At 54.0% G+C, this 14144-nt stretch carries 13 protein-coding genes; 10 read left to right on the top strand and 3 right to left on the bottom strand.

Annotated features, from left to right (window positions below; all coding sequences use genetic code 11):
• Positions 1-9 precede the first annotated feature (9 nt).
• From abgT to uspE, 5 genes are all read left to right on the top strand, one after another.
• A complete protein-coding gene (abgT, locus tag BJP35_RS14740) occupies positions 10-1536 on the top strand; it encodes a p-aminobenzoyl-glutamate transporter (RefSeq protein WP_020884305.1) in 1527 nt (508 codons plus the stop codon).
• Between the two features lie 10 nt (positions 1537-1546).
• Positions 1547-2062 (top strand): methylated-DNA--[protein]-cysteine S-methyltransferase, encoded by a 516-nt coding sequence (gene ogt / locus BJP35_RS14735; protein ID WP_020884306.1) that lies wholly within the window; start codon positions 1547-1549, stop codon positions 2060-2062.
• Positions 2063-2245: 183 nt separating this feature from the next.
• Positions 2246-2998 (top strand): fumarate/nitrate reduction transcriptional regulator Fnr, encoded by a 753-nt coding sequence (gene fnr / locus BJP35_RS14730; protein WP_014070017.1) that lies wholly within the window; start codon positions 2246-2248, stop codon positions 2996-2998.
• Between the two features lie 176 nt (positions 2999-3174).
• The gene (locus BJP35_RS14725; protein ID WP_223398027.1) at positions 3175-3327 is read left to right on the top strand and encodes a hypothetical protein; all 153 of its coding nucleotides are present in this window, start codon (positions 3175-3177) and stop codon (positions 3325-3327) included.
• Between the two features lie 110 nt (positions 3328-3437).
• Complete coding sequence (gene uspE / locus BJP35_RS14720; protein ID WP_014169827.1) at positions 3438-4388, top strand: universal stress protein UspE; 951 nt, start codon at positions 3438-3440, stop codon at positions 4386-4388.
• A 50-nt stretch (positions 4389-4438) separates the two neighbouring features.
• Here the strand turns inward: uspE and pntB are convergent, their stop codons facing one another.
• Both pntB and pntA read right to left on the bottom strand, forming a co-directional pair.
• Complete coding sequence (gene pntB / locus BJP35_RS14715) at positions 4439-5827, bottom strand: Re/Si-specific NAD(P)(+) transhydrogenase subunit beta (protein WP_025204333.1); 1389 nt, start codon at positions 5825-5827, stop codon at positions 4439-4441.
• Positions 5828-5837: 10 nt separating this feature from the next.
• On the bottom strand, positions 5838-7367 hold the full coding sequence (gene pntA / locus BJP35_RS14710) for a Re/Si-specific NAD(P)(+) transhydrogenase subunit alpha (RefSeq protein ID WP_020884308.1): 1530 nt from the start codon (positions 7365-7367) through the stop codon (positions 5838-5840).
• Between the two features lie 535 nt (positions 7368-7902).
• Here pntA and ydgH point away from each other — a divergent pair.
• The 3 genes from ydgH to folM all read left to right on the top strand — a co-directional run bounded on the left by ydgH (position 7903) and on the right by folM (position 11177).
• The gene (gene ydgH, locus BJP35_RS14705) at positions 7903-8847 is read left to right on the top strand and encodes a DUF1471 family protein YdgH (RefSeq protein WP_020884309.1); all 945 of its coding nucleotides are present in this window, start codon (positions 7903-7905) and stop codon (positions 8845-8847) included.
• 185 nt (positions 8848-9032) lie between these two features.
• Positions 9033-10415 (top strand): amino acid permease, encoded by a 1383-nt coding sequence (locus tag BJP35_RS14695; RefSeq protein ID WP_020884310.1) that lies wholly within the window; start codon positions 9033-9035, stop codon positions 10413-10415.
• Between the two features lie 39 nt (positions 10416-10454).
• Complete coding sequence (gene folM, locus BJP35_RS14690) at positions 10455-11177, top strand: dihydromonapterin reductase (RefSeq protein WP_025204335.1); 723 nt, start codon at positions 10455-10457, stop codon at positions 11175-11177.
• Here folM and BJP35_RS14685 read toward each other — a convergent pair.
• Positions 11174-11509 (bottom strand): GlpM family protein, encoded by a 336-nt coding sequence (locus BJP35_RS14685; RefSeq protein WP_025204336.1) that lies wholly within the window; start codon positions 11507-11509, stop codon positions 11174-11176. The two genes, folM and BJP35_RS14685, sit on opposite strands and share 4 nt — an antisense overlap.
• A gap of 128 nt (positions 11510-11637) precedes the next feature.
• Between BJP35_RS14685 and rstA the strand changes: the two genes are divergently transcribed.
• Both rstA and rstB read left to right on the top strand, forming a co-directional pair.
• The gene (rstA, locus tag BJP35_RS14680) at positions 11638-12354 is read left to right on the top strand and encodes a two-component system response regulator RstA (protein WP_025204337.1); all 717 of its coding nucleotides are present in this window, start codon (positions 11638-11640) and stop codon (positions 12352-12354) included.
• A 485-nt stretch (positions 12355-12839) separates the two neighbouring features.
• A complete protein-coding gene (gene rstB, locus BJP35_RS14670) occupies positions 12840-14138 on the top strand; it encodes a two-component system sensor histidine kinase RstB (RefSeq protein ID WP_014169816.1) in 1299 nt (432 codons plus the stop codon).
• The last annotated feature ends 6 nt before the right edge of the window (positions 14139-14144 follow it).

The raw sequence follows: 14144 nt of genomic DNA, 5'->3' as shown, positions 1-14144 counted from the left end.
GGAACGCCCATGAGTATGTCTTCCATACCTTCGCATTCCCCATCCGGTAAGCTCTATGGCTGGGTTGAAAGGATCGGCAATAAAGTGCCGCACCCTTTCCTGCTTTTTATCTGGTTGATCGTGGTTTTGATGGTGGCGACAGCGGTGCTGTCCGCCTTTGATGTCAGCGTGCGCAGTCCGGCCGATGGCAGTATGGTGGCGGTCAAGAACCTGTTAAGTGTCGAAGGGTTGCACTGGTTCTTACCGAATGTGGTTAAAAACTTCAGCGGCTTCGCCCCGCTGGGGGCCATTCTGGCGCTGGTACTGGGCGCCGGGCTTGCCGAGCGTGTCGGTCTGTTACCGGCGCTGATGGTGAAAATGGCCTCCCACGTCAGCGCACGTTACGCCAGCTACATGGTGCTGTTTATCGCCTTCTTTAGCCACATCTCCTCTGATGCCGCGCTGGTGATCATGCCGCCCATGGGCGCTCTGATTTTCCTCGCCGTCGGACGCCATCCCGTGGCGGGTCTGCTGTCGGCGATTGCGGGCGTAGGCTGCGGCTTTACCGCCAACCTGCTGATCGTGACCACCGATGTCCTGCTCTCAGGCATCAGCACGGAGGCGGCCAAAACCATCGACACCGCGATGCACGTCAGCGTCATCGACAACTGGTACTTTATGGCCAGCTCGGTGGTCCTGCTGACCCTGGTGGGCGGACTGATTACCGATAAACTCATTGAGCCGCGTTTAGGGAAATGGGAAGGCCGAAGCGATGAGAAGCTGGAGACGCTAAGTAAAGAGCAACGCGTTGGCCTGCGCGTGGCAGGCGTGGTCTCGCTGGCGTTTATTGCCGCGGTCGCGCTGATGGTGGTACCGGAAAACGGCATCCTGCGCGATCCGGTTAAACATACCGTTCTCCCCTCGCCGTTTATTCAGGGCATTGTGCCGCTGATTATTCTGTTTTTCTTTGTCGTTTCGCTCGCCTATGGGATCGCCACCGGCAAAATTCGCCGTCAGGGCGATCTGCCGCAGCTGATGATCGAACCCATGAAAGAGATGGCGGGCTTTATTGTGATGGTGTTCCCGCTGGCGCAGTTCGTGGCGATGTTTAACTGGAGCAACATGGGCAAATTTATGGCCGTGGGTCTGACCGATGCGCTGGAAGCGGCGGGGTTAAGCGGCGTCCCGGCATTTGTCGGCCTTGCGCTGCTGTCGTCACTGCTGTGCATGTTTATCGCCAGCGGCTCGGCAATCTGGTCGATTCTGGCCCCCATCTTTGTGCCGATGTTTATGATGCTGGGGTTCCACCCGGCGTTTGCCCAGATCCTGTTCCGTATCGCAGACTCCTCCGTCATCCCGCTGGCACCGGTCTCACCGTTTGTTCCGCTGTTTTTAGGCTTCCTGCAGCGCTATAAACCAGAGGCAAAACTGGGTACCTACTATTCGCTGGTTTTACCCTATCCGCTTATCTTTTTAGGGGTATGGCTGGTGATGCTGGTGGCATGGTATCTTGTCGGTCTGCCGATTGGGCCGGGGATTTACCCAAGGCTGCACTAAAGGATTATCGATGCTGAGATTACTCGAAGATAAAATTGCCACGCCGCTTGGTCCACTGTGGGTGATTGCAGACGAGCAGTTCTGTCTGCGCGCCGTTGAGTGGGAAGAACACAGCGACAGGATGGACACGTTGCTCAACGTGCACTATCGCGCGCAGGGTTATGAACGTATCAGCGCCACCAACCCCGGCGGCCTGAGCGACAAACTGACGGCGTACTTCGAGGGCGATCTCAGCATCATTGACACCCTGCCGACCGCCACGGCAGGCACACCTTTCCAGCGCGAAGTCTGGCAGGCGCTGCGCAGTATTCCGTGCGGACAGGTCATGCATTACGGCCAGCTCGCCGGGCAACTCGGCCGTGCCGGTGCGGCCCGCGCGGTCGGCGCGGCAAATGGCGCTAACCCCGTCAGTATTGTGGTCCCCTGCCACCGCGTGATTGGCCGTAACGGCACCCTGACCGGCTATGCCGGTGGCGTGCAGCGCAAGGAGTGGTTACTGCGTCACGAGGGGTATCTCCTGCTCTAGTTTCCAGGCTTTTAGTGCTTAATTTTCTTCCGGTTAGGCTAAAAATCCATAATCAAGCTGTGGAATTTCAAGAAGATGGCAACAGGTTGCCGTCTCTTGTCCTTATTGATGGTTTGGCAGGCTTACGTACTTACCAAAAAGATGTTAAAATTGACCAATATCAATTAAGGCTTGAGCAAACCTATGATCCCGGAAAAGCGAATTATACGACGCATTCAGTCTGGCGGTTGTGCTATCCATTGCCAGGATTGCAGCATCAGCCAGCTCTGTATCCCGTTTACTCTGAATGAGCATGAACTCGATCAGCTTGATAATATCATCGAGCGCAAAAAGCCTATTCAGAAAGGGCAGACGCTGTTTAAAGCGGGAGACGAACTGAAATCGCTCTATGCTATCCGTTCTGGCACCATCAAAAGCTACACCATCACGGAACAGGGTGATGAGCAGATCACCGGCTTCCATCTGGCGGGTGACCTGGTTGGCTTTGATGCCATCGGTACTGGCCATCACCCGAGCTTTGCTCAGGCGCTGGAAACCTCAATGGTTTGCGAAATCCCGTTTGAAACGCTGGACGATCTCTCAGGTAAAATGCCCAATCTGCGTCAGCAGATGATGCGTCTGATGAGCGGTGAGATCAAAGGCGATCAGGACATGATTCTGCTGCTTTCTAAAAAGAATGCAGAAGAACGCCTGGCCGCGTTTATCTATAACCTCTCACGCCGCTTCGCGGAGCGCGGTTTTTCCCCGCGTGAATTCCGTCTGACCATGACGCGTGGCGATATCGGTAACTACCTGGGCCTGACCGTGGAAACCATTAGCCGCCTGCTGGGTCGTTTCCAGAAAAGCGGAATGCTGGCCGTTAAGGGTAAATACATTACCATCGAAAACGGTGAAGCTCTGGCCGTTCTTGCCGGTCACTCCCGCAACGTGGCATAACGCCCCCGCATGATTGATGCCAGGCCGATAAATTTTTATGATTTATTGGTCTGGTACGTCACCACTTCCGTTTCACCACGTTTCCCTGGCACCGCCCCACTCAGTCCCTGAAAGGTTCTTGTTGAGGTTATGAATTGAGAGAAAGTTTATTTTTCGTTTCAGTCGTTATCGCCTCAGTGACCTTCATATTCATCTGGATCATGCTTGTCGGGCCAATGAAGGGTGAAGAAAAAACCTACGTACAGGATTCAACGACGTTTGCGATTGCGGTGATGGTACTGCTGCTGATTGCCTTTATCGCGGTAACGACAACGGTTCTTTTTCTGTGACAGATTTTCATGATTTATTGATCTGACAAAAACTTCCCCCCTGTTTCATTCAAGATATATAGGTTACTCTTTTAATTACAGACTGTGGTGACAGTAGTAAGGAGACCTGTATGGCAAAGTATCAAAACATGCTGGTGGCTATCGATCCTAACCAGGACGATCAGCCGGCATTACGACGTGCTGTGTATCTACATCAACGGATTGGTGGCAAAATCAAAGCGTTTTTGCCGATCTATGACTTCTCATATGAGATGACCACCCTTCTGTCGCCTGACGAACGCACCGCAATGCGTCAGGGAGTGATCAGCCAGCGTACCGCGTGGATCCGTGAACAGGCCAAATATTACCTGGAAGCGGGTGTTCCTATCGATATTAAAGTGGTCTGGCATAACCGACCTTTCGAAGCCATTATCCAGGAAGTGGTCGCCGGTGGGCACGACCTGTTGCTGAAAATGGCGCACCAGCATGACAAGCTGGAATCCGTGATCTTTACCCCTACCGACTGGCACCTGCTGCGTAAATGCCCTTGCCCGGTGTGGATGGTAAAAGACCAGCCGTGGCCAGAAGGCGGCAAGGCCGTCGTGGCAGTCAACCTGGCGAGCGAGGAGGATTACCACAATTCGCTCAATGAAAAGCTGGTCAAGGAGACGATCCAGCTTGCCGAGCAGGTTAACCACACTGAAGTCCATCTGGTGGGCGCTTACCCGGTAACACCGATTAATATTGCCATCGAGCTGCCTGAATTTGACCCGAGCGTGTATAACGATGCGATCCGGGGGCAGCACCTGCTGGCCATGAAGGCGTTACGCCAGAAATTCAGCATCGATGAGAAAATGACACATGTGGAAAAAGGGTTGCCTGAAGAGGTGATCCCGGATTTAGCAGAACATCTGCAGGCGGGGATTGTGGTACTGGGTACCATTGGCCGGACCGGTATTTCTGCCGCGTTCCTGGGCAATACCGCCGAACAGGTGATCGACCATCTGCGCTGTGACCTGCTGGTCATCAAGCCGGATGAGTATCAGACACCGGTTGAACTGGACGACCCGGAAGACGACTAAGTTCAGACATAAAAAAACCGCCGTTTCCGGCGGTTTTTTTTGTCGCTGATTTACAGCGATTTCAGAATCGCATCGACACTGGCTTTTGCATCGCCAAACAGCATGTGCGTGTTCTCTTTGAAGAACAGCGGGTTCTGAACCCCTGCATAACCGGTATTCATAGAACGTTTGAAGACAATCACGTTCTGCGCCTTCCACACTTCCAGAACCGGCATACCGGCGATTGGGCTACGCGGATCGTCCTGCGCCGCCGGGTTAACGGTGTCGTTGGCACCAATAACCAGGACGGTGTCGGTATCGGTGAAATCATCGTTGATCTCATCCATCTCCAGCACGATGTCGTAAGGCACTTTCGCTTCCGCCAGCAGCACGTTCATGTGGCCTGGCAGACGCCCCGCTACCGGGTGAATGCCAAAGCGAACCTTGATACCACGCGCACGCAGCTTCTCGGTGATCTCCGCAACCGGATACTGAGCCTGCGCCACCGCCATGCCGTAGCCTGGGGTAATGATGACCGAGTGTGAGTTTTTCAGCATCTCTGCGGTATCTTCCGCGGTGATCTCACGGTGCTCACCCACTTCTTCGTCAGAACCGGTTGAGGAGCCATCAGAACCAAAGCCACCCGCGATAACGCTGATAAACGAACGGTTCATCGCCTTACACATGATGTAAGACAGGATCGCACCAGAAGAACCGACCAGCGCACCGGTGACGATCAACAGATCGTTGCTCAGCATGAAGCCAGCTGCCGCCGCGGCCCAACCGGAGTAGGAGTTCAGCATGGAGACAACCACTGGCATATCGGCACCACCAATGGAGGCCACCAGGTGCCAGCCAAAGGCCAGAGCAATCAGGGTCATCACCAGTAACGCCAGCACCTGCAGGCCCACGCTTTCAGTGCGCACGAAGACCACCAGCAGCACAAAGGACACGACCAGCGCCGCCAGGTTCAGCTTGTGACGGTTTGGCAGCATCAGCGGTTTAGAAGAGATCTTACCGCGCAGTTTGCCGAACGCGACAATTGAGCCGGTGAAGGTCACCGCACCAATGAAGATGCCGAGGAACACTTCCGTCAGATGAATGTTGACCAGAATCGGTTCCAGACCGGGTGTGTGGTACAGATAGCTGTTGAAGCCCACCAGCACCGCCGCCAGCCCCACGAAGCTGTGCAGAATGGCTACCAGCTCCGGCATCTCGGTCATTTCAACGCGTTTCGCCAGGCGAATACCAATCGCGCCACCGATGATCATCGCCACCAGGATCCATGCAACGTTGCCGGTGTCCGGCCCGAAGATGGTGGCAATCAGCGCAATCGCCATCCCGGCGATACCAAAGTTATTTCCCTGCTGAGACGTTTCGTGTTTGGAAAGTCCCGCCAGACTGAAAATAAACAGGATTGCAGCAACAATGTATGCGGCTGTGACTAATCCTCCAGACATATGCTACCCCTTAGCCTTTACGAAACATTTTCAGCATGCGCTGAGTCACGGTGAACCCACCGAAAATATTGATACTGGCGATCAGCACCGCGATAAAGCTCAGGAAGCTTACCCAGCCGCCGTGGCCAATCTGCAGCAGCGCCCCGACCACGATAATCCCGGAGATGGCGTTAGTGACCGACATCAGTGGCGTATGCAGCGCATGGGAGACATTCCACACGACGTAGTACCCCACCACACACGAGAGCGCGAAGACGGTAAAGTGGCCGAGGAATTCTTTCGGCGCGACATCTGCCAGCCAGCCAAACAGAATAATGACCAGCGCCATGATCGCGTATTTGCGCCACGGAGAAGCCGGTTTAGCTGGCTCTTTAGGCTCAGGTGCCGCTTTCGGTGCCGCCTGAGGCTGCGCGGACACCTGAATCGGTGGCGCAGGCCAGGTGATTTCACCTTCACGCACCACCGTTACGCCACGCACAACAACATCGTCAAAATCAACGGTGATGTTGCCGTCTTTCTCTTTGCAGAGCAGTTTCAGCAGGTTAACAAGGTTGGTACCGTACAGCTGAGAAGACTGCGTTGGCAGACGGCCCGGCAAATCGGTATACCCGATCACCTTCACGCCGTTAGCAGTGGTGGTCACCTGATTTGGCACGGTGTATTCACAGTTGCCACCGTTCTGCGACGCCAGGTCCACAATCACGCTGCCCGACTTCATTGAGTCAACCATCTCACGGGTAATTAGCTTCGGCGCGGGTTTACCGGGGATAAGCGCGGTAGTGACAATGATGTCGACATCTTTGGCCTGCGCGGCGAAGAGTTCCATTTCCGCTTTGATAAAGGCTTCGGACATGACCTTCGCGTAACCGTCACCGCTGCCCGCTTCTTCCTTGAAGTCCAGCTCAAGGAATTCGGCACCCATACTTTGGACTTGTTCTTTTACTTCAGGACGGGTGTCAAAAGCGCGTACGATAGCGCCCAGGCTGTTTGCCGCGCCGATAGCCGCAAGACCCGCCACGCCCGCGCCAATCACCATCACTTTCGCCGGAGGCACTTTCCCTGCCGCGGTGATCTGACCGGTAAAGAAGCGACCAAACTCATGCGCCGCCTCAACAATCGCGCGGTAACCGGCGATATTCGCCATGGAACTTAAGGCATCCAGCGACTGCGCGCGCGAAATACGCGGCACGGAGTCCATGGCCATCACGGTCACGCCACGTGCTGCCAGCTTCTCCATCAACTCAGGATTCTGTGCAGGCCAGATGAAGCTCACCAGCGTCGTGCCAGGATTCAGCAGTTCAATCTCGCTCTCTTCCGGCGCATTAACCTTGAGAATAACGGGCGACTGCCAGACTTCAGCACCGTCCACCACTTCCGCGCCAGCCTGAATAAAGGCCTCGTCATCGAAACTCGCCAGTTTGCCCGCGCCGCGTTCAACTGCGACGGTAAAACCCAGTTTAAGCAGTTGCTCCACCGTTTTCGGTGTTGCCGCTACGCGGGTTTCATTGGCTAACCGTTCTTTTGGTACCCCAATACGCATAGTTTTCCCTTCCATCGGTTTTTGATGATGGTTTGTCGATAAATGCCCGCGGTTTGTATCAACTTTCGCCAGCAGGACAGCGACGACATATGATTAACCCCAGAAAATAAAACAGTAACAAACTTTCTATAACCTACTGAAAATAACGCCCGTGATCTACCGCCAGAAAACACTATTTCTTACTTTATCTGTGAAAAATAAGTGATCTGCGTCGCTGACAGTGATATTTACCTTAAATTCATCGTTGAGACCGATAAATAGCGCAAGCGAAGCGGTAAAAACATGATATAGCGCCATTAGAGAACAACTTATTAACATTAAATTAACTTGTAAAAGTCATAAGCTTTATCAGTTTTGCTTGTCAGACGCCTGTTTTTTCAACATATCACTAAATGTTATCAAATCAGATGATTCAGTGAGCACAGGCTGTGAAAAATGGCGCAGACAGCGACGGGTTTTAAATGCCATAATCGGGACCGTCTCAAATTAACAACAATACCAGTACATGGTTTGCGCAAGGCGAAGGATTATTTTTATGAAGCTTAAGAACACACTCCTGGCGTCCGCACTTCTCTCCGCGACCGCCCTGTCTGCGAATGCCGCGACAGAGTTAACGCCGGAGCAAGCGGCAGCGTTAAAACCTTTTGACCATACGGTCATTGTGGGTCGTTATAATTCTATTGGCGATGCCGTCGCCGCCGCATCAAAAGCCGCCGATAAAAACGGTGCGGCCTCGTTTTACGTTGTTGATCAGTCTGACTCCGGCAACAGCGGTAACCAGCGCGTGACGATTGCGCTGTATAAAGACAATGCGCCGAAAGCTGACGCACCGAAAAACCGCGTGATTAACGGCGTCGTTGAATTACCGAAAGATCAGGCGATTGAGCTGGAACCTTATGACACCGTCACCGTGCAGGGCTTCTATCGCAGCCAGCCTGAAGTGAACGATGCCATTACCAAAGCCGCAAAAGAAAAAGGCGCGTACTCTTTCTTTATCGTGCGTCAGGTCGATGCTAACCAGGGTGGCAACCAGCGCATTACTGCGTTCATCTATAAAGAAGATGCGAAGAAACGCGTTCTGCAAAGCCCGGACGCTATTCCTGCTGATTCCGAAGCGGGTCGTGCGGCGATAGCGAAAGGCGGTGAAGAAGCGAAGAAAGTGGAAATTCCAGGCGTAGCCACCTCTGCCGCACCAAGCGCTGAAGTGGGCCGTTTCTTCGAAACACAATCCACCAAAGGTGGCCGTTACTCCGTTACCCTGCCAGACGGAACCAAAATTGAAGAGCTGAACAAAGCCACTGCAGCGCAGATGGTGCCGTTCGACAGCATTAAATTTACCGGCAACTACGGCAACATGACGGAAGTCTCTTATCAGGTCGCGAAACGTGCGGCGAAGAAAGGGGCGAAGTATTACCACATCACCCGCCAGTGGCAGGAACGTGGTAACAACGTGACCATCAGCGCCGACCTGTACAAGTAACAGAACGGTTGATCCGAGGCGGCGCAATGCCGCCTTTTTTGTTACTTTTTTTTGAAATTCGGCCCCACGTCATTGCATGCTCTCGTGACACTCCGTAAAATCCCGCGCCTTAGTGTGATCCACCATTTTTATGCGCCTGTGCGAAATAATTATTCTGGATTTGGACCTTTCATAACAGGAAGCCAATGGAAAAGAAACTAGGCTTGAGTGCTTTGACTGCACTCGTTTTGAGCTCAATGCTGGGTGCGGGCGTGTTCAGCTTACCGCAGAATATGGCGGCGGTCGCAAGCCCTGCCGCACTGCTTATAGGGTGGGGCATCACGGGTGCCGGGATTTTGCTGCTGGCGTTCGCAATGCTGCTGCTGACCCGCATCCGCCCGGATCTGGATGGGGGGATTTTCACTTACGCCCGTGAAGGTTTCGGCGAACTGATTGGCTTCTGTTCCGCATGGGGCTACTGGCTGTGTGCGGTCATCGCAAACGTCTCCTACCTGGTGATCGTCTTTTCGGCGCTCAGTTTCTTTACCGATACCCCTGAACTGCGGTTCTTTGGCGACGGCAATACCTGGCAGTCCATTGTGGGCGCCTCGGTACTGCTGTGGGTTGTTCACTGGCTGATTCTACGTGGCGTACAGACGGCGGCCAGCATTAACCTGGTGGCAACCCTGGCCAAACTGGTTCCGCTCGGCCTGTTTATCGTGCTGGCCTTTATGGCGTTCCGTCTCGATGTGTTCAGTCTCGATTTCAGCGGTGTCGCGCTGGGCGTACCGGTCTGGGAGCAGGTCAAAAACACCATGCTGATCACCCTGTGGGTCTTCATCGGTGTTGAAGGGGCCGTCGTGGTCTCTGCCCGGGCGCGGAATAAGCGCGATGTGGGTCGCGCCACGCTGCTGGCGGTACTGGCGGCGCTGGGCGTGTATCTGATGGTGACGCTGCTGTCGCTGGGGGTGGTCGCGCGTCCTGAGCTGGCCGAAATGCGTAACCCGTCGATGGCGGGCCTGATGGTGAAAATGTTCGGACCGTGGGGTGACGTGGTGATTGCCGCGGGGCTGATTATCTCCGTGTGTGGCGCGTACCTGAGCTGGACCATTATGGCGGCAGAAGTGCCGTTCCTGGCCGCAACGCACAAAGCATTTCCACGCCTGTTTGCTCGTCAAAACAAAAACAGCGCGCCGTCGGCCTCACTCTGGCTGACCAACATCAGCGTTCAGGTCTGTCTGGTGCTGATCTGGCTCACAGGTTCAGACTATAACACTCTGCTGACCATCGCCTCGGAGATGATTCTGGTACCCTATTTCTTAGTGGGTGCGTATCTGTTAAAAATCGCCACACGTCCGGCGCACTATGTGGTGGGTGTCGGAGCCTGTATTTACGGCCTGTGGTTGTTGTATGCTTCCGGGCCTATGCATCTGCTGCTGTCGGTGGTGTTGTATGCACCGGGCCTGCTGGTGTTTATCTACGCCCGCCGCACGCATCAGTTAGAGAACGCGCTTAGACGCCGTGAGATGGCCTTAATCGGGCTGTTACTGGTTGCTGCCGTACCGGCAACCTGGATGTTAATGGGATAGAATCGCCTTTCCCATTGTTGAACTGAAAAGGAGAACACGATGGGAAACGCGCAGCAACGCCCAATACTGATTACTGGTGGAGGCCGTCGTATCGGCCTCGCCCTTGCCCATCACTTTCTCAATCTTCGCCATCCGGTCATCATCAGTTACCGCAGCGAATATCCCTCGATTGAGGGGCTACGCAAAGCCGGTGCGATCTGCATTCAGGCCGATTTCTCAACCGATGACGGTATTCTGGCCTTCGCTGAAAAAGTAAAATCTACCACCCCCGGGCTGCGCGCCATTATCCATAATGCCAGCGCCTGGCTTCCCGAAAAATCCGGTACGCCACTCAGCGAAACGCTCTCCTGCATGCTGCAGATCCACGTCAATGCGCCCTATCTGCTGAACCATGCCCTGCTCGACCTGTTGCGCGGTCACGGACATGCGGCGGGTGATATTATTCATTTCACCGATTACGTCGTGGAGCGCGGCAGCGACAAGCACATCGCCTATGCGGCCAGTAAAGCTGCACTCGATAACATGACGCGCTCGTTCGCCCGTAAACTTGCCCCTGAAGTTAAGGTGAACGCCATCGCCCCGGCGATGATTTTATTCAACGAAGACGATGATGCGGAGTATCGCCAGCAGGCGCTAAATAAATCGCTGATGAAAATTGCGCCAGGTGAAAAAGAGGTTATCGATCTTATCGATTATCTGCTCACCAGTTGCTATGTCACTGGCAGAACCTTTGCCGTGGACGGCGGTCGACCGCTGCGCTAGTGAAAGCGGCTCCAGAAGAAGATAAGCACCCAGGCGCTGAGTCCCCAGCAGACAACGGCCCCGCTCAGCGCCAGGGGAAGTCGCATAAAACCGGTGAAGTACCAGAGCGAAAGCAGATAGAGAAAATAAGGGATGATCGACCACATCCCGAACACGATGGTCGTACGCAATGCTTCCGTGCCTCGTTCTGAGGCGACAATATAGTGCGCTATTAACGCAAAGGTCGGGAAGAGTGGGATCAGCCCGGCAATATAATAATTCCTGGTTTTAGCCAGAACACCAATCAGTAACACCACCAGCGCACCCAACGCGGCTTTTATCACCAGCCCCATCTTTTTCCCTATAACAATCAAATAACACTATGAGCCAGAATAACGGAACTGGCGTTAATTATGAAAGATTAATGGAACGTTAAGGTTGTGCGGTGTATGTTGGCTTTTTTCACGATAACAGACGTTGTATGAATAAGATTGTTTATGTTGAAGACGAGCCCGAAGTGGGGCAATTGATTGCCGCCTATCTGGGTAAGCATGATATGGACGTCATTGTTGAGCCTCGTGGCGATCGTGCCGAAGAGGTGGTCTTACGTGAAAACCCGGACCTGGTGCTGCTGGACATTATGCTGCCCGGCAAAGATGGCATGACGGTCTGCCGCGATCTGCGCGCCCGGTGGGAGGGGCCTATCGTGCTGCTGACCTCGCTGGACAGCGACATGAACCATATTTTGTCACTCGAAATGGGTGCCAATGACTACATTCTGAAAACCACGCCCCCTGCCGTCCTCCTTGCTCGTCTGCGCCTTCATTTACGCCAGCGTGCCAGCGTTGAACGAGAAGCGCCTGCTCAGTCGCTGACCCCGCACAAAGCGATGCGTTTTGGTACCTTGTCTATTGATCCGATTAACCGTCAGGTTCTGCTTTCTGGCGAGCTTATCGCCCTTTCCACCGCAGATTTTGACCTGCTCTGGGAACTGGCAACCCACGCCGGGCAGATCATGGACCGCGATGCATTACTGAAAAACCTTCGCGGCGTCAGCTACGACGGAATGGATCGCAGCGTTGACGTGGCTATTTCGCGCCTGCGTAAAAAACTGCAGGATAATGCCACTGAGCCGTACCGCATTAAAACCGTGCGTAACAAGGGCTATCTGTTCGCGCCTCACGCCTGGGAAACCTGATGCCGGTTCCCCGAACGAGACTGTTTAAAACATTACGCAGACGAGGTCTGACAGTTGCATAAAATAAGAACACTCAGCCTGATCTGCTGTTTTGGGTTAACCGGGTGCGTTGTCGCAGATATGGATTCAAGTCATTATGACTATGTTCCGTATATTCAGACTATCCAGAATCCCTGGACCCCGGGCCATACCAATGTGCAACAACGCCGTGAGGATTTGTACGCCTGCGGCGTTGATCGAAAGTATTCGCTCAATTCATGGGACGAAAACTTCAGTCGTAACCGCCTGCTGCCGGGCGAAACGATAGAACAGCAAGATTCCAGGATCAAAAAAATAGAAGACTGTATGAAATCAAAAGGGTACGTTCTGTGGGATTACTCACAATGCGGGCCCCGTAAAAAACCGAGCGGTATGTGTAACTAGTTTGGGTTTGCGTGTTTGTCTTCGACGCAGGTTGTTAACGTATTGATTTTCGGTGAGATTGAATGAAAAAGCTGTTTGTACAGTTTTATCTCCTGCTGTTTGTCTGCTTCCTGGTGATGACCATGCTGGTTGGGCTGGTCTATAAATTCACCGCCGAACGTGCGGGCAGGCAGTCACTGGATGATTTAATGAAAAGCTCGCTCTACCTGATGCGCAGCGAGCTGCGAGAGATCCCGCCACACGACTGGGCCAAGACCTTAAAAGAGCTGGATCTGAACCTGTCGTTTGATCTGCGCATCGAGCCGATGAAGGATTTCGATTTAGAGCCACCCGCCATGCAGCGACTGCGTGACGGGGACATTGTGGCGCTGGATGAGAAATATACCTTTATCCAGCGCATTCCACGGAGCCATTACGTTCTGGCCGTGGGGCCGGTACCTTATCTCTATTATCTGCATCAGATGCGCCTGCTGGACCTTGCCCTGCTGGCTTTCATTGCCATTTCGCTCGCGTTCCCGGTCTTTATCTGGATGAGGCCACACTGGCAGGACATGCTGAAACTGGAATCAGCTGCGCAACGTTTTGGTGACGGGCATTTTACCGAGCGCATTCACTTCGACAGCGGTTCCAGCTTCGAGCGTCTTGGCGTGGCGTTTAACCAGATGGCTGATAACATCAATGCGCTGATTATCAGTAAAAAACAGCTCATTGACGGAATTGCTCACGAGCTGCGTACGCCGCTGGTACGCCTGCGCTATCGGCTGGAGATGAGCGAAAACCTGACGGAGGCCGAGTCTCAGGCGCTGAACCGCGACATTGGTCAGCTTGAGGGCCTCATTGAGGAGCTCCTGACCTACGCGCGCCTCGATCGCCCGCAAAACGAACTGAACCTCAGTACGCCGGACCTGCCCGGCTGGTTACAAACCCATATTGATGATGTCCAGAGCGTAAACCCGCAACGTACCCTGCTGACACACGTCACGCCCGGCGATTATGGCGCACTGGATATGCGTCTGATGGAACGTGTGCTGGATAATCTGATGAACAACGCCATGCGCTATAGCGAGAGCACGCTGCAGATTGGCTTAGATTTACAGGGTAGTCAGGCCTGTCTGACGGTTGAGGATGACGGACCGGGCATCGCCCCGGAAGCGCGTGAAACGGTGTTTGAGCCGTTTGTACGCCTCGACCCCAGCCGCGATCGTGCCACGGGGGGATGTGGCCTCGGGCTGGCAATTGTTTACTCCATTGCGCAGGCGATGGGCGGCACGGTGCATTGTGAAGAGAGCGCACTCGGCGGCGCGCGCTTCTGCTTTAGCTGGCCGGTATATCACAACATCACCCTTCCCGTCCCTGCCTGACCTTTA

It is taken from the genome of Enterobacter sp. J49 (assembly GCF_002148625.1).
Lineage (GTDB): Bacteria > Pseudomonadota > Gammaproteobacteria > Enterobacterales > Enterobacteriaceae > Enterobacter > Enterobacter ludwigii.
This window is presented reverse-complemented; position numbering and strand designations above follow the sequence as displayed.